Source organism: Pseudomonas sp. JR33AA, from assembly GCF_021378985.1.
GTDB classification, from domain to species: Bacteria; Pseudomonadota; Gammaproteobacteria; order Pseudomonadales; family Pseudomonadaceae; genus Aquipseudomonas; species Aquipseudomonas alloputida.
In genome coordinates this window covers 203,205-224,714 of sequence record NZ_JAJSAW010000002.1, presented here as the reverse complement: position 1 = coordinate 224,714, position 21,510 = coordinate 203,205, and the positions used below count along the sequence as shown (strand labels likewise).

Genomic DNA, 21,510 nt, shown 5'->3' with positions numbered 1-21,510 from the left:
CGTCGCCTTGCGGCGCCCGGTCTTGCGGGCGTTGTGCATGTTTGTCCTGCATCCGCCCTTCGCTTATGCGGTGCAACTTGTTGATTTTGCTTGCCCTATCCGCAGTCGAGATTGTGCGCCCCGCGTTGCGGGTATAGACTTTGCAGATTGTTCACCAAAGGCCCCCAGCGGTCCCGTCGACCGCCCGCGAGCATGAAACCACCGATCCAGTTGCCCCTGGGTGTGCGCCTGCGCGATGACGCCACCTTCATCAACTACTATCCGGGCGCCAATGCTGCGGCATTGGGTTACGTCGAGCGGCTATGCGAAGCCGACGCCGGCTGGACCGAGAGCCTTATCTACCTGTGGGGCAAGCAGGGTGTTGGCCGTTCCCACCTGCTGCAGGCCGCCACCCATCGCTTCCAGCAACGTGGCGAGCCTGCTGTCTACCTGCCGCTGGCGCAATTGCTCGATCGTGGCGTAGAACTGCTCGACTACCTGGCCCAGTACGAACTGGTGTGCATCGATGATCTGCACGTGATCGCCGGCAAGGCTGATTGGGAAGAGGCCATGTTCCACCTGTTCAACCGCTTGCGCGACAGCGGCCGACGCTTGCTGCTGGCTGCCTCGGCATCACCGCGTGAGCTGCCGATCAAGCTGCCGGACCTGAAGTCGCGGTTGACCCTGGCCCTGGTGTTCCAGATGCGCGGTCTGTCCGACGAAGACAAGCTGCGCGCCTTGCAGCTGCGAGCTTCCCGCCGTGGCCTGCACCTGACCGACGAGGTCGGCCATTTCATCCTCACCCGCGGCGCGCGGAGCATGAGCGCGTTGTTCGACTTGCTTGAGCGCCTCGATCAGGCGTCGCTGCAGGCACAACGCAAGCTCACCATTCCGTTTCTCAAGGAAACCCTCGGCTGGTAACCCCCTGAAAACCTTGGGCCAGAGCGGTAAAACAAAAAAGTCACATCTTTTTCGATAAAATTTGCAAATGGCCATGATAGAGGGCATAGTTTCACCCTTCTAAAGGATTACAGACACGGTCGTGCCCATGCTGAAGCGCTTCGCACCCCTCGTGCCACTCGCACTCGTGACCCTGCTTTTTGGCTGCGCGGCCCAAGGCCCGGTATCTCAGCCCCAGGATCACACGCCGATCACTGCACAATCGGCAATCAACGCCAAAGCCTCTTCCTCGTCGGTGTTCGGCGAGCCGGAAGAGCTGGCCACTGAAGATGACCTGGCGTCTTTCTCCGCCAGCAAGCCTTACCAATTGCCGGTTCTGGCTGACAGCATTCTCGAGCGCGGCATGTCGTTGATCGGCACCCGCTACCGCTTCGGTGGTACCTCGGAAAAGTCCGGCTTCGACTGCAGTGGCTTCATCGGCTACCTGTTCCGCGAAGAGGCGGGCATGACGCTGCCGCGCTCCACGCGTGAAATGATCAACGTCGATGCACCGAAGGTGGCCCGCAACAAGCTCAAGCCAGGTGACTTGCTGTTCTTCAGCACCAATGGCCGCGGCCGGGTTAGCCATGCCGGGATCTACCTGGGTGACAACCAGTTCATCCACTCCAGCAGCCGCCGCAGTGGCGGTGTGCGTATCGACAGCCTCGGTGATCGCTACTGGAGCAAGACCTTCATTGAAGCCAAGCGCGCCTTGGCCATGGCGCCGACCAACATCGCGCGCAACTGATATCAAAATGATGTACCCTGCCGCGGCGGTGATGCTTTAAAAAAAAGCACGCCGCCGTGCGCATTTACAGAAAGCGTCTAATCTAAATTCTCAACTCTTTTCGGCTGCAGCGCAGCGGTCTAAGACAGGATGTTCTGGCCATGGTAAAGATGGCGCGCTTCGCATTTTTCTCCTTGGCAGCCTTGCTGGCTGCATGCTCCAGCCGTGCCCCTGCGCCGGCCCCTGTGGTACAGCCGCAGGTTACCTATAGCCAGCCCAGTCCTTCACCGATTGCCGATGACGTGCTGATCCGCGCCATTGGTCTGGTGGGGACACCCTATCGTTGGGGGGGCAACACACCGGACTCCGGCTTCGATTGCAGCGGCCTGATCAAGTATGTGTACCGTGATGCTGCTGGCATCAGCCTGCCGCGCTCGACGCGAGAGATGATCGTCATGCGCGCACCGACGGTGGATGTCAGTTCGCTGCAGTCCGGTGACCTGGTGTTCTTCGCCACCAGTGGCGGCTCGCAGGTCAGCCATGCCGGCATCTATGTAGGCGACGGGCGCTTCGTGCATGCCCCCTCCACCGGAGGCACCGTGCGCCTGGACTACCTGTCAAACAGCTACTGGGCCAAGGCCTACCTGCAGGCCAAGCGGGTGATCCCGCAAGGGCATCTGGCACAGAACCCTTGATATCCACGCCTGTTTAGCGGCCCCGTCGAGTTCGGGGCCGATAGTGGCTGACCGGCTCATGGTGCTCTGCTCACCCGCCAGATCACATTGCCGACATCATCGGCCACCAGTATCCCGCCTTGGCCATCCCGGATCACGCCCACCGGTCGTCCCATGGCCTTGCCTTTGCTATCGAGAAAGCCCGTGAGCAGGTCTATGGGGTGGCCTGCGGGTTTGCCTGAGCGGTCGAAAGGGACGAACAGCACTTTGTAGCCGCTGTGCGGTTTGCGGTTCCACGACCCGTGTTGGCCCACCAGTGCCCCCTGTTCGAAGGGGGGTGGCAGTACGCCGGGTTCGATGAATGCCAGCCCCAGGGATGCAGTATGCGGGCCGACTGCATAGTCTGGCACCCGTGCGCCTGCCACCTTTTGCGGGGCCTGCGGGTGTACTCGTTGGTCTACGTGTTGCCCATAGTAGCTATAGGGCCAGCCATAGAAGCCGCCGTCTTGCACCGAGGTGATGTAGTCCGGCACCAGGTCGCTGCCCAGTTCGTCACGCTCGTTGACCGCTGTCCACAACACTTCGCTGTGCGGCTCCCAGGCCAGTCCGTTGGGGTTGCGTAGGCCGGTGGCGAACAACCGGTGCTTGCCGCTTGCAGGGTCTATTTCCCAGATCGCGGCACGCCCTTGCTCCTTGTCCATGCCGTTTTCTCCCACGTTGCTGTTCGAGCCAACCGTCACGTAGAGCTTCTTGCCATCGGGGCTGGCGATCACGTTCTTGGTCCAGTGGTGGTTCAGAGGGCCGCCGGGTAGTTCGGTTACCGGGTGGCCTTCGTGGTCAATCTGTATGGCGCCCGGTTCATAATGAAAGCGCAGCAGCCTGTCGGTGTCGGCCACGTACAAGTCCTTGCCCACCAGTGTCATGCCGAAGGGGGAGTTGAGGTTTTTGATGAAAGAACGGCGGATTTCTGCCACGCCATCCTGGTCGGCATCGCGCAGCAGGGTGATGCGGTTGGCGCTGGGGACGGTAGCGCCGGCACGTTTCATCGCCTTGCCCATGACCCAGCCACGAATGCCCTTGCCATCTTCGGGCTTGGACGGCGCGTTGGTTTCGGCCACCAGCACATCGCCGTTGGGCAACAAATAGAGCCAGCGTGGGTGGTCGAGGCCTTTGGCGAAGGCTGCGACCTGGGTGCCAGGTGCTGCGGTCGGTTTGCTGCCCATTGGCCAGCCGACTGCGGGGGCGATATTGACGGTGGGGATCAATGTCGTGACAGGGGCAGGCAGCCTGGGCGCTGGCCCGCTGCCCTCGCGCACGTCCAACAGCGCCGTCTCGCCGCAGCCTGCCAGGCTGGCTGCGATTAACCAAGGCATCAGGCATTTCATCGACGGCGTCCTCCAAACAAGGCCTGTTGAATTGGGAGGCGGGTGAGGGGCGCCGGGTTCCCCTCAGTACCCCCAGCGACCCAGCGGCGCTGGGAGGGGGGGCTGGCGCTTGCCTCCTAAGTGCACGGTAGTTCAGGCAACGCAGATTGCGACTTCGGAGGACGAGCGAGCGTAAGGTGGCGGATGGTGGGAGCGGACCCAGCATACTTTGGCGTCATCACCCGCTTCGATTGACGCTCCCGGTGCAACCCTCTAACCTTCGCGGCGTGTTTCAGGTGCCCTGCCAGCCCCGACTGGGCAGGGTGAAACTGGGAAGCCGGTGGGCGCCAGCATGGCGCGATTCCGGCGCTGCCCCCGCAACGGTGGATGAGTAAAAGGCCGCGCAGGGCCACTGGATGCCGGCATCCGGGAAGGCGCGCAGGCCAGGGCCAAGGCCCACTCACAAGCCCGGAGACCGGCCTGATACTGCCAACGGCATCACGGAGGGTGATGTGCGGTGCACCGTGGCGCCCAGCCATGGCCTCTGCGCGTTCTCCGTTTGCCTGCCTATTACCTGTCGCCGCGCATTGCCGTGGTGCCAGCCTGCGGAGAACCCTGATGAGCGAATCCACCGAACGCGACGAACGCCACCTGGCGCGCATGCAGCGCAAGAAGGCGGTCATCGACGAACGCATCGCCAATTCCCCTAACGAATGCGGCCTGCTGCTGGTGCTGACCGGCAATGGCAAGGGCAAGAGCAGTTCGGCCTTCGGCATGCTCGCGCGCGCCTTGGGCCACGGCATGCAATGCGGTGTGGTGCAGTTCATCAAGGGCCGCAACAGCACTGGCGAGGAGCTGTTCTTCCGTCGCTTCCCTGAACAGGTGCGCTACCACGTGATGGGCGAGGGCTTTACCTGGGAAACCCAGGACCGCCAGCGTGACATCGCCGCTGCGCAAGCGGCGTGGGCGGTGTCGCGCCAGTTGCTGCAGGACCCAGGTGTACAGTTCGTGGTGCTGGACGAGCTCAACATCGCCCTCAAGCATGGTTACCTCGACCTGGACCAGGTACTGTCCGATATCCAGGCCCGCCCGCCCATGCAGCATGTGATTGTCACTGGTCGCGCTGCGAAGCCCGAGATGATCGAACTGGCCGATACCGTGACCGAAATGGGCATGCTCAAGCACGCCTTCCAGGCCGGTATCCGCGCACAGAAAGGCGTCGAACTGTGAGTCGATCGCGCCACTGCCCCGCCGTGTTGATCGCGGCACCCGCCTCAGGCCAGGGCAAGACTACCGTCACTGCTGCGCTGGCCCGCCTACACCGCAACCTCGGGCGCAAGGTGCGGGTGTTCAAATGCGGGCCCGACTTTCTTGACCCGATGATTCTCGAACGGGCCAGTGGCGCGCCGGTGTATCAGCTGGACCTGTGGATGATTGGTGCCGAGGAAAGCCGTCGTCTGCTATGGGAAGCTGCCGGCGAGGCGGACCTGATCCTCATCGAAGGGGTGATGGGGCTGTTCGACGGCACCCCGTCCAGCGCCGACCTGGCGCGCCACTTTGGCGTGCCGGTGCTGGCGGTGATCGACGGCACAGCCATGGCCCAGACCTTCGGCGCCCTGGCCCTGGGCCTGGCGCGTTACCAGGCCGATCTGCCGTTTGCCGGCGTGCTGGCCAATCGGGTAGGCAGCCTGCGTCATGCGCAACTGCTGGAAGGCAGCCTGACCGAGGGCTTGCGCTGGTATGGCGGCTTGTCCCGCGAGCGCGGCATCGAGCTGCCCAGCCGCCACCTGGGCCTGGTGCAGGCCAGCGAGCTGAATGACCTGGACACCCGCCTGGACGCTGCCGCCCAAGCGCTGGGCGCCAGTTGCGATGCGGCTTTGCCGCCGCCAGTACGCTTTGCAGAGCCTGAACCGCAAGCCTGCGCTGCCTCGCTGGCCGGTGTGCGCATTGGCGTGGCGCGGGACGAGGCGTTCGCCTTCACCTATGGCGCTAACCTCGACCTGTTGCGCAACCTGGGTGCCCGGCTGGTGTTCTTCTCGCCGCTGCATGACCGCGAACTGCCGGCGGTAGACAGCCTGTATCTGCCGGGTGGTTATCCTGAGCTGCATCACCATGCGCTGGCCGCCAACGCACCGATGTGCGAGGCGATCCGCGCCCACCACGCGCAGGGCAAGCCATTGCTGGCCGAGTGCGGCGGCATGTTGTACCTGCTCGATGCCCTGACCGACGTGGCCGGTGAACGTGCCGAACTGCTCGGCCTGCTACCGGGTGAGGCGACCATGCAGAAGCGCCTGGCCGCGCTGGCGCTGCAGGCGGTGGAACTGCCGGAGGGGACCTTGCGCGGTCACACCTATCATCATTCGCTGACTAGCACTGCGCTGGAGCCGATTGCCCGAGGCCTAAGCCCCAACGGCGGGCGAGGCAACGAAGCGGTTTATCGTCTGGGCCGGCTGACGGCCTCTTACGTGCACTTCTATTTCCCTTCCTGCCCGGATGCGGCGGCGGCGCTGTTGCGACCATGAATGATCACGCCTATAGCGACGCCGAGCGCGCCGCCATTTACCGGGCCATCGGCGAGCGCCGCGACATGCGCCATTTTGCGGGTGGCCAGGTGGCACCCGAGCTGCTTGGCCGCTTGCTGGCCGCCGCGCATCAGGCGCCCAGTGTCGGGCTTATGCAGCCGTGGCGCTTTATCCGCATCACCCAGCGTGACTTGCGCCGGCGCATCCAGGCCTTGGTGGAGGCGGAGCGGGTGCGCACGGCCGAGGCGTTGGGCGAGCGATCCGATGCCTTCATGAAGCTGAAGGTGGAGGGCATAAACGATTGCGCCGAGTTGCTGGTGGCGGCCTTGATGGACAACCGCGAGCCACACATCTTCGGCCGCCGCACCCTGCCGGAGATGGACCTGGCCTCGCTGGCCTGTGCCATCCAGAACCTGTGGCTGGCCGCGCGTAGCGAAGGGCTGGGCATGGGCTGGGTGTCGTTGTTCGACCCGCAGGCATTGGCAGCGCTGCTGGGCATGCCTGCCGGGGCCAAGCCGGTGGCGGTACTGTGCCTTGGGCCGGTCGCCGCGTTCTACCCGGTGCCGATGTTGGTGCAGGAAGGCTGGGCCGAAGAGCGGCCCCTGAGTGAAATGCTTTACGAAAACCAATGGGGAGAGCGTCAATGAGCGTGGCCTTGCTGACCGTGGCCGGGGTGGCCCTGGACGCTTTGCTGGGCGAACCCCAGCGCCGCCACCCGTTGGTGGCATTCGGCAATATGGCCGGCGCCCTGGAGCGCCGCCTGAATGCAGGCGGACGCGGCTGGCGCAGCCACGGCGTGAGCGCGTGGTTTCTGGCAGTGGTGCCGCTGACCTTCGTGGCGCTGGTCCTTTCGTGGCTGCCGTATATCGGCTGGCTGGTTGACGTGCTGGCGCTCTACTGCGCCGTGGGGTTGCGCAGCCTGGGCGAGCATGTGCTGCCGGTGGCCAACGCCTTGCGCCAGGGCGACCTGGCGCAGGCGCGGCACCGGGTTGGCTACCTGGTCAGCCGCGAAACCCGCGAGCTGGATGAGCCTGCGGTGGCCCGAGCGGCGACCGAGTCGGTGCTGGAGAACGGCAGCGATGCAGTGTTCGCCGCGTTGTTCTGGTTTGTGGTGGCCGGTGCGCCCGGTGTGGTGCTGTACCGCTTGAGTAACACGCTGGATGCCATGTGGGGCTACCGCAACGAGCGCTTCGAGCGCTTTGGCTGGTGCGCGGCGCGCATCGACGATGTGCTCAACTATATACCTGCAAGGCTGGTGGCCCTGACGTATGCACTGTTGGGCAAGACCCGCCTGGCCTTGGCCTGCTGGCGCAAACAGGGCCCGCTGTGGGACAGCCCCAACGCCGGACCGGTGATGGCTGCCGGCGCCGGTGCGCTGGGCGTGGAGCTTGGTGGCCCGGCGGTGTACCACGGCGAACTGCATGAGCGGCCGCGTCTGGGCGAGGGGCCGGTGGCCGATGCCGATGCCATCGAGCGCGGCTGGCACTTGGTGCAGCGCGGGGTGTGGCTGTGGCTGCTGATGATCTGCCTGGGGGCCTATATCAATGCTTGAACATGGTGGCCGCCTGTTACGCGCGGTGCAGCAATACGGTATCGCCCGTGAGCAGTGGCTCGACCTGTCCAGCGGCATTGCGCCCTGGCCATTCCCGATCCCGCCGATTCCCGTCGACGCCTGGGCCCGCCTGCCGGAAACCGAGGACGGCCTGGAGGAGGCCGCGCGCGCGTATTACGGCGCCCGCCAGTTGCTGCCGGTAGCCGGCTCCCAGGCCGCGATCCAGGCCTTGCCACTGCTGCGTACAGCCGCCCGGGTAGGGGTGCTGACGCCGTGCTATGCCGAACACCCCTATGCCTGGCAACGGGCGGGGCACCAACTGCTGGCGCTGGATGAAGCGCACGTTGAGGCTGCGCTCGACGGCCTCGATGTGCTGGTGCTGGTGAACCCCAACAACCCGACCGGCCAACGGGTGTCGCGCGAACGCTTGCTGGCTTGGCATGCTTGCCTGGCTGCCCGCGGTGGCTGGCTGCTGGTCGACGAAGCCTTCATGGACAACACCCCGGCGGACAGCGTGGTGGACTGCGCCGAACGCCCGGGGCTGATCGTGCTGCGCTCGTTTGGCAAGTTCTTCGGCTTGGCCGGCGTGCGCCTGGGCTTCGTTGCCGCCGAACACAGCTTGCTGCTGCGCCTGGCCGAGTTGCTCGGACCCTGGACCGTCAACGGTCCGACCCGGGTGCTGGCCCAGGCCAGCCTGTCTGATGAGACTGCCCAGCGCGCGCAGGCCCAACGCTGTGCTGCTGCCAGCCAGCGGCTTGCTCACGTATTGCGCAGTGCCGGCCTGGCGCCCAGTGGTGGCTGCGACTTGTTCCAGTACGTGCGTAGCGAGCACGCGGCACACCTGCATGAATTTCTCGCCCGGCGCGGCATCCTGGTACGGCTGTTCGAACAGCCAGCGGCCGTGCGCCTGGGGTTGCCTGCCTGCGCGGCGGACGAACAGCGCCTGGCCCAGGCCCTGGCGGCTTATCAGAAGGAAACGGCATGACGACCCTCATGGTGCAAGGCACCACCTCCGACGCCGGCAAGAGCACGCTGGTGACCGCGTTGTGCCGCTGGCTGTTGCGCCAGGGCGTGGCTGTGGTGCCCTTCAAGCCACAGAACATGGCGCTGAACAGCGCGGTGACGGCTGATGGCGGTGAAATCGGCCGGGCCCAGGCGGTGCAGGCCCAGGCCTGCCGGCTACAACCGCACACCGACATGAACCCGGTGCTGCTCAAACCCAACAGCGACACCGGCGCCCAGGTCATCATCCACGGTCGCGCGGTCACCAGCATGAATGCAGTGGCTTACCACGACTATAAAACCACTGCCATGCAAGCGGTGCTGGCGTCTCACCAACGCCTGAGTGCCGCGTACCCGGTGGTCATGGTCGAGGGCGCGGGCTCGCCGGCAGAGATCAACCTGCGTGCCGGTGATATCGCCAACATGGGCTTTGCCGAAGCGGTGGACTGCCCGGTGATCCTGGTGGCCGACATCAACCGCGGTGGTGTGTTCGCCCATCTGGTGGGCACGCTGGAATTGCTGTCGACCAGTGAACAGGCGCGGGTCAAAGGTTTTGTCATCAACCGCTTCCGTGGCGACATTGCTCTGCTGCAGCCAGGGCTGGACTGGCTGGAACAACGCACCGGCAAACCGGTACTGGGTGTTCTGCCTTACGTTACCGACCTGCACCTTGAAGCCGAAGATGGCATCGATGTGCGCCAAGGCGTCAAGCACGAGCGAGTGCTCAAGGTGATCGTGCCAGTGCTGCCGCGCATCAGTAACCACACCGACTTCGACCCGCTGCGCCTGCACCCGCAGGTGGACTTGCAGTTCATTGGCCCGGGCCAGCCGATTCCGGCTGCCGACCTCATCATCTTGCCAGGCTCCAAGAGCGTGCGTGGCGACCTGGCACAACTGCGCGAGCGCGGTTGGGACAGGGCCATCGAGCGGCACCTGCGCTATGGCGGCAAGCTGATCGGTATCTGCGGTGGCCTGCAGATGCTGGGGCGTGACGTGCATGACCCGCTGGGGCTGGAGGGGGCTGCGGGCTCAAGCCAGGGGCTCGGCCTGCTCGACTATGCCACGGTGCTCGAAGCCGAGAAGCAACTGCGCAATGTTACCGGCACGCTGAGCCTTGAAGCGGCAACGGTCACCGGTTATGAAATTCATGCTGGCGTTACGACGGGGCCTGCGCTGGCGCAACCTGCGGTCCAACTGGCCGACGGCCGCCATGATGGTGCTGTCAGTGCCGATGGCCAGATCCTCGCCACCTACCTGCATGGCCTGTTCGAAGGCAGCCAGTCGTGTGCCGCGCTGTTGCGCTGGGCTGGCCTGGAGGACGTGCAGGTTATCGACTACGAAGCGTTGCGCGAACACGACATCGAGCGCTTGGCCAATCTGGTGGAGAAGCACCTGGACACCGCGCGGTTGCGTCAACTGTGTGGGGTAGCCTGACATGCGTAACCTGATTCTCGGTGGCGCCCGGTCGGGCAAAAGCCGCCTGGCCGAACAGTTGGCCAGTGCCAGCGGCCTGCCGGTGACCTACATCGCCACCAGCCAGCCGCTGGATGGCGAAATGAACGAACGCGTGTTGCTGCATCGTCAGCGCCGGCCGGATGACTGGGGGTTGATCGAAGAGCCCTTGGCCCTGGCCGCGGTACTGCGCGCCGAAGCGGCCGAAGGGCGCTGCCTGCTGGTGGATTGCCTGACCCTGTGGCTGACCAATTTGTTGATGCTGGAAGATGACTTGCGCCTGGCCGAGGAGCGTGATGCGCTGCTGGCCTGCCTGGAACAGTTACCTGGCACCCTTATCCTGGTCAGTAACGAAACCGGCCTGGGCGTCGTGCCCATGGGCGAGCTGACCCGGCGCTATGTCGACCTGGCCGGCTGGCTGCACCAGGCTGTGGCCGAACGCTGTCAGCGTGTAGTGCTGACTGTGGCCGGCTTGCCCCTAATGCTCAAAGGACCTGCACTATGAACCAAGCCTGGTGGCGTGACGCCTGCCAACCCCTCGACAACGCCGCCATGGACCAGGCCCGCGCCCGTCAGCAGCAACTGACCAAACCGGCTGGCTCGCTCGGCCAACTTGAAGCGCTGGCGATTCAGCTGGCTGGCCTTCAGGGGCTTGAACGACCAACGCTGGAGCGAGTCGCCATCAGCATTTTTGCCGGCGACCACGGCGTGGTCGAAGAGGGCATCTCGGCCTATCCGCAGGCGGTGACCGGGCAGATGCTCTGTAACTTCGTCGGCGGTGGCGCGGCGATCAGTGTGCTGGCGCGGCAACTGCAGGCCAGCCTGGACGTGGTCGACCTGGGCACCATTGACGCACAGTTGGAACTGCCCGGCGTGCGCCATCTGCGTCTGGGCACCGGTACTGCCAACTTTGCCCGTCAACCTGCGATGACCGAATACCAGCTGAAAGCGGCCTTGCAGGCCGGTCGCGACAGTGCCCAGCGCGCCGCCGAACAAGGCGCACAGCTGTTCATCGGGGGCGAGATGGGCATCGGTAACACCACCGCCGCCGCAGCCATGGCCAGTGTTCTGCTGGGGTGTCCGGCGTCGGAGCTGAGCGGCCCTGGCACCGGCCTGGACGATGCCGGGGTGCGGCACAAGGCTGAAGTCATCGAGAGGGCGCTGCGCCTGCATGGCTTGCGTGCTGAAGACCCGTTGCAGGTACTGGGCTGTGTTGGCGGTTTCGAGATCGCGGCGTTGGCCGGTGCCTACCTAGGTTGCGCGCAGGCAGGTGTCGCAGTGCTGGTGGATGGCTTTATCTGCAGTGTCGCTGCACTCGTGGCAGTGCGCCTCAACCCGCAGTGTCGGGCCTGGCTGTTGTTCGCTCACCAGGGGGCTGAGCCCGGGCACAAGGCCTTGCTTGCTGCGCTGCAGGCCGAGCCCCTCCTGGCCTTGGGCCTGCGTCTGGGTGAGGGCAGTGGTGCTGCCCTGGCGGTGCCGCTGTTGCGCCTGGCCTGTGCGCTGCATGGGCAGATGGCGACCTTTGCCGAGGCTGCGGTGGCGGACCGCCCGGCATGATCCTCGACTTGTTGCGCCATGGTGAAACGGAGCAGGGCGGCCTGCGTGGCAGCCTTGATGATGCCTTGACCGACAAGGGCTGGGCGCAGATGCGCCGCGCCGTGGCCGACGGCGGCCCATGGCAGGTGCTGGTCAGCTCACCGCTGCAGCGCTGTGGGCATTTTGCCGATGAGCTGGGTGCACATTTGAACCTGCCAGTGCAGCGTGAGCCCGACCTGCAGGAACTGCACTTCGGCGATTGGGAGGGGCAGAGCGCCGCGCAGATCATGGAGCACCAGGCCGATGCACTGGGCCGTTTCTGGGCCGACCCTTACGCCTTCACACCGCCCAATGGCGAGCCGGTCGAGGCGTTTGCCGAACGTGTGCTGGCGGCTGTCGAGCGTTTGCGCATTCAGCATGCCGGCAAGCGCGTGCTGCTGGTCACCCATGGCGGCGTCATGCGGCTGTTACTGGCCCGTGCCCGCGGCTTGCCCAGGGAGCAGTTGCTGCAGGTCGAGGTTGGCCATGGCGCGTTGATGCGGCTGGTGCCAGGTGGCGACGGGCAACTGGTCGAGGCGTCCTGAGATGTTGCCGTTCTGGATCGCCCTGCAGTTTCTCAGCAGCCTGCCGGTGAGCCTGCCGGGCATGCCGGCACCGCGTGAGGTAGGGCGTTCGCTGCTGTACTACCCGCTGGTCGGGCTGCTGTTCGGCCTGCTGCTGTGGTCGGCCAGTCATCTGCTGCAGGGCACGCCGTCGCCGCTGCACGCGGCTTTGCTGCTGACGCTGTGGGTACTGCTCAGTGGTGCCTTGCACCTGGATGGCCTGGCGGACAGTGCCGACGCCTGGCTAGGAGGTTTCGGCGACCGTGAACGCACCTTGCGGATCATGAAAGACCCGCGCAGTGGGCCAATTGCCGTGGTCACCCTGGTCTTGGTGTTGTTGCTGAAGTTTTGCGCACTGTGGGTGCTGGTCGGGCAGGGCATCGGGGCGCAATTGCTGCTGGCGCCGTTGATCGGGCGGGCGGCGATGTTGGGCCTGTTCCTTGGCACGCCTTATGTGCGACCTGGCGGGTTGGGCCAGGCGTTGGCCGAGCATATGCCCCGGCGCGCAGCGGGGTGGGTGTTGCTGGTTTGTGTGCTGTTCAGCCTGTTTCTGGGCGGATGGACCGTGCTGCTGGCGCTAGCGGTATTTGCCTGGTTGCGGCATCTGATGTGCCGGCGCCTGGGCGGGACCACCGGTGATACCGCGGGTGCGTTGCTGGAGCTGCTGGAGCTGGCCGTCGTGCTCGGGTTGGCACTGGGGCTTTAAGCGCTTGACCTGGACGGCCCTTGCGGGGCTGCTTTGCGGCGCTTTCGCAGCAAGCCATAGGTGTGGAGGTGGCAGTAACTTCCTGCAACGGTCCGGTAGCGCCTGCATCCCCTGGTCGGCGTATCCTCAGCCTCCCTCAAGCAACCAGGGTAGGCTTCCCGTGCGTCACTGGATCTTTGCCAGTCTATTGGTCTTGTACACCCTCCCGGCCTCTGCTGCAGACCTCATGGCGTTCTGGGACACCCCACGCCATGGCGGCAACAGCTTCAACCGGCTGCCACCCGATCAAGCCTACTTCGATGCCCTGAGGGGGTACGGCGCAACATGGGTGCGGCTGTCGTACGACAAATGGCAACCCGAGAAACGTGATTTCCTCCTCGGCAGCGCCGATACCTACGAAGGCCTGTCCGACGCCGACCTGGCTGTGCTGCGCGCCACCCTCGACCGGGCGCACCAGGCGGGGCTCAAGGTGGTCATCGCGCCACTCTCGCTACCGGGTATGCGCTGGTCGCAAAACAACCGGGGCCAGTTCGATGATCGCCTGTGGCAAGACAAACGCTACTGGTCCCAGGCTGCGGCCTTCTGGCGAGATATGGCGCGCGAACTGAAGCGCCATCCGGCCATCGCTGCCTACAACCTGATCAATGAGCCAGCGCCGGAGAAACACGGCGGCCTGGCTGAACATGCCGAACTCGCGCAGATGCAGCAGTGGTACGCGCAAGCGCAGGGCGGTGCGCGCGATCTGCCCTTGCTGTACCGGCAACTGATAGCGGCCATTCGCGAAGAAGACGCTGACACGCCGATCATGGTCGATGCCGGTTGGTATGCAGGCGCAGACGCGTTCGGCTACTGGCCGGCGCCCCTGGAAGACTCGCGAGTGCTGTACAGCGTGCACATGTACGAGCCCTATGCCGCTACGAGTGCGCCGAACATGGCGCGCAAGCATCCCATCGCCTATCCAGGCCCCGTACCGTTTGCCGGGCAGGTACAGCGGTGGGATGGGCGGCGCGTTGAAGGCTACCTGCGCCAGCCGCTGGCATGGGCCCAAGCCATGGGGCTGCCGCTTTCTCGCCTGGTGGTGGGCGAGTTTGGCTGCATGCGCAGGCTGCCGGGTTGTCGGCAGTATCTTGAAGATGTACTCGTCGTGCTGGATCGCAACCGGTTGCACTGGGCATTCTACAGCTTCCGTGAAGACAGCTGGGATGGCATGGACTACGAGCTGGGCACGGCGAAAGTGCCGTGGCGCTACTGGCAGGCGGTCGAGCAGGGCGCGCCAGACCCGTTGGCGCGCAAGGCCACGGTTGAGTTCGAGCCGATCCGCAGACGTCTGAACCCGGACTGACGCTTCTCACCCAATGGTGAAACTTCTTGCAACACTCAGTACGCGGGTATATACACGTATCCATGCTGACCAGTGAATGCATCTGTACCCATCTGCGTCGTGCCGCCCGCGGGGTGAGCCGGCATTACGACGAAGCCCTCGCCGGCTTCGGGGTCAATGTTGCCCAGTTTTCTTTGCTGCGGCACCTGCAGCGGCTCGACCGACCCAGTATCACCGCACTGGCCGAAGCCATGGGTCTCGAGCGCAGTACCCTGGGCCGCAATCTGCGTGTGCTGGAGGCCAATGGGCTGGTAGCGCTGGGCGATGGCGACGACCAGCGCAACCGCGTGGTGCTGTTGACCAACGCGGGTAAGCAATTGCTGCACGTTGCCCACCCGGCCTGGGAGCAGGCCCAGAAAGCACTGGTTGAACGGCTTGGGGTGGGGCAGCGGGATGAACTGGTGCGACTGCTGGAACAACTGGCCTGAACTGACACGACTATAAGCGGGTATATACCCGCAAACCTTGCGATGTGCTGGAGATAACGACAATGACTTCGGTGTGGCGAACCAGCGGATGGGTATTGGTGGGGGCGGCCTTGATACTGGCGCTGTCTCTGGGCGTACGGCACGGCTTTGGCCTGTTTCTTGGGCCGATGAGTGCTGATTTCGGCTGGGGGCGTGGAGTGTTTGCCTTCGCCATTGCCCTGCAGAACCTGATCTGGGGCCTGGCACAGCCGTTCGCTGGCGCCTTGGCCGACCGGCTTGGTGCGGCGCGGGTGGTCATCATCGGCGGTATTCTCTATGCCGTCGGCTTGATCTTGATGGCCTTGGCTGATTCGCCCTGGTCGTTGTCGCTGAGTGCGGGCTTGCTGATCGGCATCGGCCTGTCCGGCACGTCGTTCTCGGTCATCCTCGGCGTGGTCGGGCGTGCAGTGCCGGCCGAAAAGCGCAGCATGGCCATGGGCATCGCCAGCGCCGCCGGGTCGTTTGGCCAGTTCGCCATGTTGCCGGGCACCCAAGGCCTGATTCAGTGGCTGGGCTGGTCGGCAGCGTTGCTGGTACTGGGCCTTTTGGTGGCGTTCATCGTGCCTTTCGTCGGCCTGCTGCGCGATCGCCCGTTACCCAGTCACGGTGCCGAGCAGAGCCTGGGCCAGGCGCTGCGCGAAGCGTGCACGCACTCTGGCTTCTGGTTGCTGGCGCTGGGCTTTTTTGTCTGTGGCTTCCAGGTCGTATTCATTGGCGTGCACCTGCCGGCCTACCTGGTTGACCAGCACCTGGCTGTGACCACCGGTACGACAGTGCTGGCGCTGGTCGGCCTGTTCAACATCGTCGGTACGTTCACCGCTGGCTGGTTGGGCGGGCGCATGTCCAAGCCGCGCCTGCTGACCGGGTTGTACCTGCTGCGTGCGGTGGTGATTGTGCTGTTCCTGTGGGCGCCGGTAAGCGAGTTCAGTGCCTACCTGTTCGGCATTGCCATGGGCCTGCTGTGGTTGTCCACGGTACCGTTGACCAATGGGACCGTGGCCACGGTGTTCGGGGTGCGTAACCTGTCCATGTTGGGCGGCATTGTGTTCCTGTTCCATCAGTTGGGTGCGTTCCTGGGGGGCTGGCTGGGTGGGGTGGTGTATGACCGCACCGGTAGCTACGACCTGGTCTGGCAGATTTCCATCCTGCTCAGCTTGCTGGCCGCTGCCCTTAACTGGCCGGTGCGCGAGCGCCCGGTTTCACGCCTGCAGGCCCAGGCTGCATGAACCGTTACCTGGTCCGCGGGCTGTTGGCTATTGCCGCGCTGTTGCTGCTGGCACTGGTGTGGTGGGGCTGGCATCAGGGTGGGATGGCGCTGATGCAACTGGGCATGAGTGTGTGTTAGGCGCTACCCTGCAAGCTCAAGGGTTGTCATGCAGGAGAAACGAGTCATGCGTGCACATTGGTTGACGGTGCCGGTGCTGGCCCTGCTTGCCAGTACATCGAGCTGGGCAGCGGATTGCCCGGCGTTGTTGCAGGGCAGCCTGCCGGAATTGCGCGGCAAGGGGCAGGTCGAGCTCTGCGAGCGCTTTGCCGGCAAGCCGCTGGTGGTGGTGAATACTGCCAGTTATTGTGGTTTTGCCCCGCAGTTCGAAGGGCTTGAGGCAACGTACAAGGAATATCACGAGCAAGGCCTGGAAATGCTCGGCGTGCCATCCAATGACTTCAAGCAGGAAGACGCCGACAGTGAGAAGACTGCCAAGGTTTGCTATGCCAACTACGGCGTCACTTTCACCATGACCAAGACGCAGGCGGTGCGGGGCAAGGATGCGATACCGCTGTTCGCGGAGCTGGCCAGCCAGAGCACTGCGCCGAAGTGGAATTTCTACAAGTATGTTGTCGACCGTAAGGGCAAGGTGATCGGTAACTTCTCCAGCCTGACCAAACCGGATGATCCTGCGTTCCGCGCCGCTATCGAAAAGGCCATCGCCTCACAGCAATAACCAGGCTGCGCTTCTGCTTTTAAGCGCGCGGTCGTTCAGGCGATGCAGATTGCGACTTCAGGAGGCCGAGTGCAGGCCTCCTGAAGTCGCGAAGATCATGATCAAAAACAGGCAGTGGCTGGCGGGGGCACTTCACCGTACATGCACGGTAATCGCCACCAACCGCACCACCACGGGCCGGACCATCAGCACACACACAAACGCCACCGGCATCGCCAACTGATAGGCCTTGAGCACATTGCCCAGATACTCCGGGGTAAACCCGGCATTGGCCGCCGTGATCACGAAGCACATCAACAGCGCCATGATCGACGACATGTAGAACGCGAAAACGTAGGGGGTAGCGACCGGGTGCAATTTAGGTCGGCTGCGCGACCGGGGCAGGTTGTTCATGCGAACTCCTGAAAGCTGAGTGGACGCGCAGATTAACAACCTGCACGTCTGCAGCTGTAGACCCGCAGCATTGATTTCTTTATAAAGAAATACTTACGAATCCAGGCGCTCCCCATGGACCTGCTCAACGCCATTCGCTGCTTCATCAAGGTGGTCGAAGCCGGTAGCATTGCCGCGGGTGCCCGTATCCTCGGCCTTAGTCCGGCAGCCGTCAGCCAGAACCTGGCGCGGCTGGAAGGCCACCTGCAAGTTCGCCTGCTCAGCCGAACCACACGCAGCATGGCCTTGACGCCTTCTGGCGCAAAGTATTACGAGCGTGTTAAGCATATCGAGCGTGATCTGGCCCTGGCCGAACAGGCGGTGACAACACCCGACAGCGAGCCTCAGGGGCGGCTGTGCATTGCCTCGACCTCTGCCTTCGGTCGTCATGTGCTGGCGCCATTGATACCTGCTTTCAGTGCCCGCTACCCCTTACTTTCGATAGAGTTGGTAACGACTGATCGTCGGGTCAATCATGCTCGCGAAGACGTCGACGTGAGCCTGCGCATAGAACCGCAGCTCGAAGACCAACTGCTGGCCTGGCGCATCGCCCGCATCCCGTTCATTTGCTGTGCCTCACCCGGTTACCTGCAAAGTGCTGGCGTACCTGCCACGCCCGAGGCCTTGCGCGGGCACCGCTGCCTTGTGTTTCGCTATCCGGTGGATGGCCGCTTCTTGCGCTGGAGCTTCATACGGGACGGCCTGCGCTTCGAGGCGGAATTCGGCAGGGTATTGATCAGCGACGATATCGATGCCCTGACTCAGATGGCCCTGCACGATGGTGGCATCACCCGTCTGGCCGAGTTCATCGTGCGACCGCACTTGGCCTCGGGTGCGTTGGTGCCGCTGTTCGAATACTGCGACAGCAGCCAGGCTTACGCTCAGACCGAGCCCATGGACATTTACCTGTGCCTGGCCGATCGCTTTGCAATGACCACCAAGGTGCACGTTTTCATGGACTACCTGCGCGAATGCCTGGGCGACAGCTGGCAAGTGCAGGCATGAAAAAAACCGCCACGAAGGCGGTTTTCATGTAACGCACAGGAATCAGAAGCGGTAGGTGAGGGATGCACCGATACCGTGAGCGCTGTTCTCGTACTTGGCCTGGTAGCTGCCTTTCAACAGCCCTTGTTGTTGCGAGCTTGGCAGGTTGTTGACCTTGGTATCCTCTTCCCACAGATACGAATAGGCAACGTCGATGGTCATGTCATCGTTCGGGCTCCAGCCGGCACCAAAGCTGACCGCTTTACGATCGCCAGTCGGAATGCGTGGCGAGCGATCATGGTTGTTGGTGGGCGACTGGTCGACGGAGAAGCCTGCGCGCAGGGTCCACTCCTTGTTCACCTTATAGGACGCACCAATGGCGTGGGCCCAGGTGTCGTGCCAGTTCTGCTCTTCGGTGATGGTCTTCAACGGGTAGCCTGCCGGCGCTTCGTTCTCGACGACGATGCTTTCCAGGCGGCTCCAGCGCGTCCAGGTGCTACCCGCATACAGTGTCCAATGGTCATCCAGTTCATGAGTGACCGAGAAGTCCACTGACTCTGGCGTCTTGATCTTCAGGCTGGCATCGAACCTGCCGTTCAGGCCAAGCTGTGGAATCGGGTAGGAAACGCGTGTGTTGCCTTCAAGCTTGTAGTCGACCATCGAGTGATAGGTCAGGCCCAGACGGGTACGGTCCGTAGCTTGCACCAGAACGCCGATGTTGTAACCGATCGCAGTGTCGTCGCCCTTGATCTTGGTTTCGCCGTCAGGGCCATTGGGCCCCAGGAGGGCCTTGCTGCTCAGGTTCGAACCCAGTTCACCCTTGATACGGTTGATAGTCGGGCCAAAACCGATCGACACTTTGTCGTTGAAGGCGTAGCTGACGGTTGGCTGGAAGGTGACAACCTCGACCTTGCTCTTCTTGCCCCAGTAGCGTGCAGCGTCATCGCTACCGTAGTCGGTGATCAGGCCATATGGCACGTAAACGCCGAAGCCAACGCTCCAGTGATCATCAATCGGCTTGACGTAATAGCCCATGGGTACGCCAACGAGAGGCACCATGTCACCATCGGTTTCCCCCCCGAAGTTGCTGCCTGGGCCCGATATGTCGGTCTTGGCGATGACGGCAGCGCCGCCCACGGTGAATTGTTCGCGCTTGAGGCGGGACATGCCGGCCGGGTTGCCATACACAGTGCTGGCATCGTCGGCAGAAGACGAGCGCCCCGCAAAACCGGTTCCCATGCCGCTGATACTTTGTTCGTTCAGCGCGAACCCGGCGGCGAACAGTTGGCTGGAAGCAAGCGCAACGGCTACGCCGAGGGAGGTTTTGAGCATTACTTTTTTCATTATTAGAAAACTCCTTGGGATCTCCGGGGCGAAAAGCTACCAACAAATCACGCGCTGCGCTATAGGCTCAATCGCAGGAGTTAGCGTAGTTTTGTAGGACAATCCGACCAAAATTCCCTTTTTTCGGGTTCACTTGTAGGACGCGTCTCAAGATGCCTGTGGCAATTTCTGATCTATGCAGGCATGCCAGGCATGGGTGAAGTCGCGCAGGCGACCTTGGGGGTTGAAAATCTGCCGCCAGATTCGCGCCAGAGCCAGTAGATCGTCTGCCGCAGGCAAGGGTGTGGCCTGCTCTTCGATGAGCATCCAGGCAATGGCCGTGGAGTAGCGCAGGTTGACGGTGAGCTCCAGGTGCGGGCCACCAAGGAAGGCGTGCTGGCTGGCCAGGCCGCGGACTAGGCTGGCGAGGTCGGGGTCACGGGCGAGGTATTCGTCCCAGAGCGCCTGGTGACGATGTTCGCCGATGCGGTAAAGGCCGTGCCCGCGTCGGTCATGCAGGGCTGAGCCGAGTGCTGACTGGCTGGCGGCGATGCCCAGTAATAAGGCTTCGGCGCTGGCGCAGTGACGGTTCAGGTAGACCAGGGTCGGTCGGATCACATACTGACACAATTCATTCGCCGCAATACCCATGATGCCCTCGAGCAGGTAAGGGCCGGACGGGCGCTGGAGCTTGGCAGCTGGTGAATGATCAGGCCCGCCGGGAGCGGAAAGCACCGCTCGAGTTGAAGTGTAGTGTGATAATCGTGGTGTAAAGAGCTGTTTTTAAATCGATTGCTGCCTGATGCCCCGGGCTATATGCCCTTAGGCAATTACGCCAAAAGCGTTCAGGCAGACTTGCGATTGAATGATTCAGCGCTTGAATACCCTGGTATTCGCCGGTCACGCGGTGAGCGACTGACGCGTCCGGGCGATCACCGCCTGCAGGGGTTCATTGCGGCTGTACTGCTCGTGGTACAGGCGTTCGGTGTGGCAGGCAACGCCGTGCTCGTCTACCAAGGTAAAGCTGAAGCTGCCCTTGCGTGGGGCAACGATAAGGCACTTCAACGGCGAGAAGGCCTGGGAGAGGGTGCCAATGGCAGCCTGAATCTGATGATGAGTTTGCATATTGTTGGAGGTTCCTGCTTTAAACACGGGGGATATGATCCGTGCATGATAGAAACGTTCCAGTGACGCCTTTATTAAGGGACGAACGAACCTGACTGGAACAGGGCAGCCAGAGGAGGCGCAATCAAATGTGGGCGCTTGGGCTGACTGGTAGGTACTTCGGAAGGCAGGCAGCACGCCGGGGCCAAGGTTCTAGGCCGTCGAGGTGGGATCCTGATCAATCTGTCATGTGATTCGTGCTTGCGCAGCGTAAGGCTGGCGAGTGAATCATTGAATGGGCCGGTCCTTGTTTCAGCAGTGACGCTCTTGGGGGGAGCGAGTCTGCAAGGACGCTTGCGGCCAGAATTGACTTTCAGCTTGGTACTAACGAGGGGCACCTTACCGCAAGTGCAGATGTTTGGCAAGCATTACGTTTGTTCAGGTGAGCCGCGCAGTATGGCGCGATTTTTCGCCGCTGGGAAGAGGGGGTAAATGGCCCGAATGCGGTCCGATGTGCCCTTTTCGTGCACCCAGAGGGAGGTTTATGGTGCACTTGTTCACATTCGGGGCAGCGCTTGTAACCGCTTGGTAACACCACCCAGCACCCTCGCCAATGCCTTGACTGCGTGGTTAAGTCAATGAAAAAAAACACTATTTTTAGCTGGTGAAAAAATCGTCAGTTTGACCAAAGCCCCCAATTCACGGGGGTTTGAGGGGTGTGAGAGGGGGTTGTCCACCGAGTTATCCACAGGAACTGTGGATTGTCCCGAGCGCTTGCTCTAGCACGGGCGTGCCAGCAGCAGGATGAACTGTCCGACAAT

Annotated in this window: 24 protein-coding genes and 1 riboswitch; of the genes, 19 read left to right on the top strand and 5 right to left on the bottom strand. The window is 63.1% G+C overall.

From position 1 onward, the window contains the following. The first annotated feature begins 192 nt into the window (after positions 1 to 192). The 3 genes from hda to LVS58_RS04300 all read left to right on the top strand — a co-directional run bounded on the left by hda (position 193) and on the right by LVS58_RS04300 (position 2,340). Positions 193 to 900: a DnaA regulatory inactivator Hda gene (hda, locus tag LVS58_RS04310; protein WP_003252443.1), complete on the top strand. Its 708-nt coding sequence runs from the start codon at positions 193 to 195 to the stop codon at positions 898 to 900. 127 nt (positions 901 to 1,027) lie between these two features. After that, positions 1,028 to 1,666: a C40 family peptidase gene (locus LVS58_RS04305; protein ID WP_233690022.1), complete on the top strand. Its 639-nt coding sequence runs from the start codon at positions 1,028 to 1,030 to the stop codon at positions 1,664 to 1,666. Positions 1,667 to 1,806: 140 nt separating this feature from the next. After that, on the top strand, positions 1,807 to 2,340 hold the full coding sequence (locus LVS58_RS04300; protein WP_003252446.1) for a C40 family peptidase: 534 nt from the start codon (positions 1,807 to 1,809) through the stop codon (positions 2,338 to 2,340). A gap of 56 nt (positions 2,341 to 2,396) precedes the next feature. On the opposite strand, the gene LVS58_RS04295 is transcribed toward LVS58_RS04300, so the two are convergent. Then, positions 2,397 to 3,704 carry a PQQ-dependent sugar dehydrogenase gene (locus LVS58_RS04295; RefSeq protein ID WP_233690021.1) on the bottom strand — a complete coding sequence of 436 codons (1,308 nt, stop codon included), beginning with the start codon at positions 3,702 to 3,704 and terminating at the stop codon, positions 2,397 to 2,399. 256 nt (positions 3,705 to 3,960) lie between these two features. Continuing rightward, a riboswitch (cobalamin riboswitch) is annotated at positions 3,961 to 4,181 on the top strand. A gap of 120 nt (positions 4,182 to 4,301) precedes the next feature. Here LVS58_RS04295 and cobO point away from each other — a divergent pair. The 15 genes from cobO to LVS58_RS04225 all read left to right on the top strand — a co-directional run bounded on the left by cobO (position 4,302) and on the right by LVS58_RS04225 (position 16,846). Next, positions 4,302 to 4,913 carry a cob(I)yrinic acid a,c-diamide adenosyltransferase gene (cobO, locus tag LVS58_RS04290; protein WP_014754250.1) on the top strand — a complete coding sequence of 204 codons (612 nt, stop codon included), beginning with the start codon at positions 4,302 to 4,304 and terminating at the stop codon, positions 4,911 to 4,913. Continuing rightward, positions 4,910 to 6,205, top strand: a complete 1,296-nt coding sequence (locus LVS58_RS04285) for a cobyrinate a,c-diamide synthase (protein ID WP_233690020.1) — start codon at positions 4,910 to 4,912, stop codon at positions 6,203 to 6,205. The genes cobO and LVS58_RS04285 overlap by 4 nt, the downstream gene beginning before the upstream one ends. Continuing rightward, the gene (gene bluB, locus LVS58_RS04280; protein WP_233690019.1) at positions 6,202 to 6,852 is read left to right on the top strand and encodes a 5,6-dimethylbenzimidazole synthase; all 651 of its coding nucleotides are present in this window, start codon (positions 6,202 to 6,204) and stop codon (positions 6,850 to 6,852) included. Before LVS58_RS04285 ends, bluB begins: the two co-directional genes overlap by 4 nt. Beyond that, on the top strand, positions 6,849 to 7,757 hold the full coding sequence (gene cbiB / locus LVS58_RS04275) for an adenosylcobinamide-phosphate synthase CbiB (RefSeq protein ID WP_233690018.1): 909 nt from the start codon (positions 6,849 to 6,851) through the stop codon (positions 7,755 to 7,757). Before bluB ends, cbiB begins: the two co-directional genes overlap by 4 nt. Next, on the top strand, positions 7,750 to 8,742 hold the full coding sequence (gene cobD, locus LVS58_RS04270; protein WP_233690017.1) for a threonine-phosphate decarboxylase CobD: 993 nt from the start codon (positions 7,750 to 7,752) through the stop codon (positions 8,740 to 8,742). The genes cbiB and cobD overlap by 8 nt, the downstream gene beginning before the upstream one ends. After that, positions 8,739 to 10,193 carry a cobyric acid synthase gene (locus LVS58_RS04265; RefSeq protein ID WP_233690016.1) on the top strand — a complete coding sequence of 485 codons (1,455 nt, stop codon included), beginning with the start codon at positions 8,739 to 8,741 and terminating at the stop codon, positions 10,191 to 10,193. The genes cobD and LVS58_RS04265 overlap by 4 nt, the downstream gene beginning before the upstream one ends. A 1-nt stretch (position 10,194) precedes the next feature. Beyond that, the gene (gene cobU / locus LVS58_RS04260; RefSeq protein WP_233690015.1) at positions 10,195 to 10,716 is read left to right on the top strand and encodes a bifunctional adenosylcobinamide kinase/adenosylcobinamide-phosphate guanylyltransferase; all 522 of its coding nucleotides are present in this window, start codon (positions 10,195 to 10,197) and stop codon (positions 10,714 to 10,716) included. Beyond that, the gene (gene cobT, locus LVS58_RS04255; protein ID WP_233690014.1) at positions 10,713 to 11,768 is read left to right on the top strand and encodes a nicotinate-nucleotide--dimethylbenzimidazole phosphoribosyltransferase; all 1,056 of its coding nucleotides are present in this window, start codon (positions 10,713 to 10,715) and stop codon (positions 11,766 to 11,768) included. Before cobU ends, cobT begins: the two co-directional genes overlap by 4 nt. After that, positions 11,765 to 12,331: a histidine phosphatase family protein gene (locus LVS58_RS04250; RefSeq protein ID WP_233690013.1), complete on the top strand. Its 567-nt coding sequence runs from the start codon at positions 11,765 to 11,767 to the stop codon at positions 12,329 to 12,331. Before cobT ends, LVS58_RS04250 begins: the two co-directional genes overlap by 4 nt. Position 12,332: 1 nt before the next feature. Beyond that, on the top strand, positions 12,333 to 13,055 hold the full coding sequence (locus tag LVS58_RS04245) for an adenosylcobinamide-GDP ribazoletransferase (protein ID WP_233690012.1): 723 nt from the start codon (positions 12,333 to 12,335) through the stop codon (positions 13,053 to 13,055). Positions 13,056 to 13,281: 226 nt separating this feature from the next. Further along, positions 13,282 to 14,397, top strand: coding sequence for a glycoside hydrolase family 5 protein (locus LVS58_RS04240; protein ID WP_233690280.1), 1,116 nt, complete (start codon positions 13,282 to 13,284; stop codon positions 14,395 to 14,397). A gap of 62 nt (positions 14,398 to 14,459) precedes the next feature. Then, a complete protein-coding gene (locus tag LVS58_RS04235) occupies positions 14,460 to 14,864 on the top strand; it encodes a MarR family winged helix-turn-helix transcriptional regulator (protein ID WP_233690011.1) in 405 nt (134 codons plus the stop codon). Positions 14,865 to 14,926: 62 nt separating this feature from the next. Beyond that, entirely contained in the window at positions 14,927 to 16,129 is a 1,203-nt protein-coding gene (locus LVS58_RS04230) for an MFS transporter (protein WP_267954255.1), read from the top strand. Continuing rightward, positions 16,126 to 16,248 (top strand): hypothetical protein, encoded by a 123-nt coding sequence (locus LVS58_RS25040; protein ID WP_267954254.1) that lies wholly within the window; start codon positions 16,126 to 16,128, stop codon positions 16,246 to 16,248. Before LVS58_RS04230 ends, LVS58_RS25040 begins: the two co-directional genes overlap by 4 nt. Positions 16,249 to 16,294: 46 nt before the next feature. After that, the gene (locus LVS58_RS04225; RefSeq protein WP_233690010.1) at positions 16,295 to 16,846 is read left to right on the top strand and encodes a glutathione peroxidase; all 552 of its coding nucleotides are present in this window, start codon (positions 16,295 to 16,297) and stop codon (positions 16,844 to 16,846) included. A gap of 132 nt (positions 16,847 to 16,978) precedes the next feature. Here the strand turns inward: LVS58_RS04225 and LVS58_RS04220 are convergent, their stop codons facing one another. Beyond that, positions 16,979 to 17,239 carry a DUF2798 domain-containing protein gene (locus tag LVS58_RS04220; RefSeq protein ID WP_233690009.1) on the bottom strand — a complete coding sequence of 87 codons (261 nt, stop codon included), beginning with the start codon at positions 17,237 to 17,239 and terminating at the stop codon, positions 16,979 to 16,981. Positions 17,240 to 17,353: 114 nt separating this feature from the next. Between LVS58_RS04220 and LVS58_RS04215 the strand changes: the two genes are divergently transcribed. Next, entirely contained in the window at positions 17,354 to 18,283 is a 930-nt protein-coding gene (locus LVS58_RS04215) for a LysR family transcriptional regulator (protein ID WP_233690008.1), read from the top strand. Positions 18,284 to 18,325: 42 nt separating this feature from the next. Here the strand turns inward: LVS58_RS04215 and LVS58_RS04210 are convergent, their stop codons facing one another. The 3 genes from LVS58_RS04210 to LVS58_RS04200 all read right to left on the bottom strand — a co-directional run bounded on the left by LVS58_RS04210 (position 18,326) and on the right by LVS58_RS04200 (position 20,710). Then, positions 18,326 to 19,606 (bottom strand): OmpP1/FadL family transporter, encoded by a 1,281-nt coding sequence (locus LVS58_RS04210; protein ID WP_233690007.1) that lies wholly within the window; start codon positions 19,604 to 19,606, stop codon positions 18,326 to 18,328. Positions 19,607 to 19,753: 147 nt separating this feature from the next. Beyond that, positions 19,754 to 20,236 (bottom strand): hypothetical protein, encoded by a 483-nt coding sequence (locus tag LVS58_RS04205; protein WP_003252489.1) that lies wholly within the window; start codon positions 20,234 to 20,236, stop codon positions 19,754 to 19,756. Positions 20,237 to 20,485: 249 nt separating this feature from the next. Beyond that, on the bottom strand, positions 20,486 to 20,710 hold the full coding sequence (locus LVS58_RS04200) for a hypothetical protein (protein WP_016501083.1): 225 nt from the start codon (positions 20,708 to 20,710) through the stop codon (positions 20,486 to 20,488). Positions 20,711 to 21,510 lie beyond the last annotated feature (800 nt).

What these genes read in the sequence shown, in the direction of transcription:
- LVS58_RS25040 (WP_267954254.1), top strand. Translation starts at nt 16,126, where the DNA reads ATGAACCGTTACCTGGTCCGCGGGCTGTTGGCTATTGCCGCGCTGTTG.
- bluB (WP_233690019.1), top strand. Translation starts at nt 6,202, where the DNA reads ATGAATGATCACGCCTATAGCGACGCCGAGCGCGCCGCCATTTACCGG.
- cobD (WP_233690017.1), top strand. Translation starts at nt 7,750, where the DNA reads ATGCTTGAACATGGTGGCCGCCTGTTACGCGCGGTGCAGCAATACGGT.
- LVS58_RS04210 (WP_233690007.1), bottom strand. Translation starts at nt 19,606, where the DNA reads ATGAAAAAAGTAATGCTCAAAACCTCCCTCGGCGTAGCCGTTGCGCTT.
- LVS58_RS04295 (WP_233690021.1), bottom strand. Translation starts at nt 3,704, where the DNA reads ATGAAATGCCTGATGCCTTGGTTAATCGCAGCCAGCCTGGCAGGCTGC.
- LVS58_RS04225 (WP_233690010.1), top strand. Translation starts at nt 16,295, where the DNA reads ATGCGTGCACATTGGTTGACGGTGCCGGTGCTGGCCCTGCTTGCCAGT.
- LVS58_RS04250 (WP_233690013.1), top strand. Translation starts at nt 11,765, where the DNA reads ATGATCCTCGACTTGTTGCGCCATGGTGAAACGGAGCAGGGCGGCCTG.
- cbiB (WP_233690018.1), top strand. Translation starts at nt 6,849, where the DNA reads ATGAGCGTGGCCTTGCTGACCGTGGCCGGGGTGGCCCTGGACGCTTTG.
- LVS58_RS04305 (WP_233690022.1), top strand. Translation starts at nt 1,028, where the DNA reads ATGCTGAAGCGCTTCGCACCCCTCGTGCCACTCGCACTCGTGACCCTG.
- LVS58_RS04300 (WP_003252446.1), top strand. Translation starts at nt 1,807, where the DNA reads ATGGTAAAGATGGCGCGCTTCGCATTTTTCTCCTTGGCAGCCTTGCTG.
- LVS58_RS04215 (WP_233690008.1), top strand. Translation starts at nt 17,354, where the DNA reads ATGGACCTGCTCAACGCCATTCGCTGCTTCATCAAGGTGGTCGAAGCC.
- cobT (WP_233690014.1), top strand. Translation starts at nt 10,713, where the DNA reads ATGAACCAAGCCTGGTGGCGTGACGCCTGCCAACCCCTCGACAACGCC.
- hda (WP_003252443.1), top strand. Translation starts at nt 193, where the DNA reads ATGAAACCACCGATCCAGTTGCCCCTGGGTGTGCGCCTGCGCGATGAC.
- LVS58_RS04245 (WP_233690012.1), top strand. Translation starts at nt 12,333, where the DNA reads ATGTTGCCGTTCTGGATCGCCCTGCAGTTTCTCAGCAGCCTGCCGGTG.
- LVS58_RS04200 (WP_016501083.1), bottom strand. Translation starts at nt 20,710, where the DNA reads ATGCAAACTCATCATCAGATTCAGGCTGCCATTGGCACCCTCTCCCAG.
- LVS58_RS04230 (WP_267954255.1), top strand. Translation starts at nt 14,927, where the DNA reads ATGACTTCGGTGTGGCGAACCAGCGGATGGGTATTGGTGGGGGCGGCC.
- LVS58_RS04205 (WP_003252489.1), bottom strand. Translation starts at nt 20,236, where the DNA reads ATGGGTATTGCGGCGAATGAATTGTGTCAGTATGTGATCCGACCGACC.
- LVS58_RS04235 (WP_233690011.1), top strand. Translation starts at nt 14,460, where the DNA reads ATGCTGACCAGTGAATGCATCTGTACCCATCTGCGTCGTGCCGCCCGC.
- cobU (WP_233690015.1), top strand. Translation starts at nt 10,195, where the DNA reads ATGCGTAACCTGATTCTCGGTGGCGCCCGGTCGGGCAAAAGCCGCCTG.
- LVS58_RS04220 (WP_233690009.1), bottom strand. Translation starts at nt 17,239, where the DNA reads ATGAACAACCTGCCCCGGTCGCGCAGCCGACCTAAATTGCACCCGGTC.
- LVS58_RS04240 (WP_233690280.1), top strand. Translation starts at nt 13,282, where the DNA reads ATGGCGTTCTGGGACACCCCACGCCATGGCGGCAACAGCTTCAACCGG.
- cobO (WP_014754250.1), top strand. Translation starts at nt 4,302, where the DNA reads ATGAGCGAATCCACCGAACGCGACGAACGCCACCTGGCGCGCATGCAG.
- LVS58_RS04265 (WP_233690016.1), top strand. Translation starts at nt 8,739, where the DNA reads ATGACGACCCTCATGGTGCAAGGCACCACCTCCGACGCCGGCAAGAGC.